Source organism: Streptomyces cahuitamycinicus (assembly GCF_002891435.1).
Lineage (GTDB): Bacteria > Actinomycetota > Actinomycetes > Streptomycetales > Streptomycetaceae > Streptomyces > Streptomyces cahuitamycinicus.
This window is the reverse complement of sequence record NZ_POUC01000896.1, coordinates 1-879: the sequence shown is the minus strand read 5'-3', so window position 1 is coordinate 879 and position 879 is coordinate 1. Positions and strand designations below refer to the sequence as shown.

At 68.7% G+C, this 879-nt stretch carries 1 protein-coding gene; it reads right to left on the bottom strand.

The features are described 5' to 3' along the window. Nucleotides 1-15: 15 nt before the first annotated feature. Entirely contained in the window at nt 16-453 is a 438-nt protein-coding gene (locus tag C1J00_RS43740) for a hypothetical protein (protein WP_102914261.1), read from the bottom strand. Between the last annotated feature and the right edge of the window lie 426 nt (nt 454-879).

Here is an 879-nt window from a genome sequence, read left to right as displayed (position 1 = left end):
TCACGAAACCCCAGCTCAGGGCCACACCAGGCAATAAGGCTGATGCCCCGCCTCATGCAGCCGGTGCGAGAAGTCCTGCCACTCGTGCAGCAGCTGGTAGACGTTGAACGCGTCCCGGGGGCCGCCGCGGTCCGGGACCGTCGACCAGATGAACGCCGCCGCGCCCACGGCCTCCTCGCCGATGCCGCGCAGGGGGTCTACGACCGTCATGGGGAGTTTGACCACCGCGTAGTCGGGGTGCAGGACGATCAGTTCCAGGGGCGGGACCTTGTGCAGGGGGACGCCCTCGATGCCCGTGAGGACCATGGCCGCCATGGTCTCGGGTTTGATCTTCGTGAACATGCCGTTCATGCCGAGCTCGTCGCCGCCGAGCTCCTCGGGGCGCATGGAGATCGGGACGCGGGCCGCGGTCGCGCCGTCGGGCGCACCGAAGTACTTGTACGTCACCCCCACCCGACCACCATTCCCGCTGCTCCCGGCCCGAAGATCGTCGACCTGACGTTCAGTACGTCCGGCGGACCGCTCCGGTTCACTCGGTACACCCTGTGTCTGACGCGGTTCCTGAGCGTCCTCCGCCTCGCGCCGGTGCCTTCCCCGCCGGGCACGTCGAGGACCCAGGTCATCAGTCCCCTCGCCCAGTCCGCCACCGCGATGCATATCTCCACCCGACTGCTTTTCTAGGACGCGTCGCCCCCGCCGCGCAACCCGATCATCGTGTCAGTGACCTCCCCCACGGCCGCCCGCCGAAACGTGCGCTTGAAACATCTGGCCGCAGGATCTCCGCAGCCTCCGACCACCCCGGGCGGTTTGAGCTGTGGGTATCAGGGTCCAGTCTCGCAGACGACGGGGACCGGGGGGCCGGTTGTCCCGTGCCCCGCC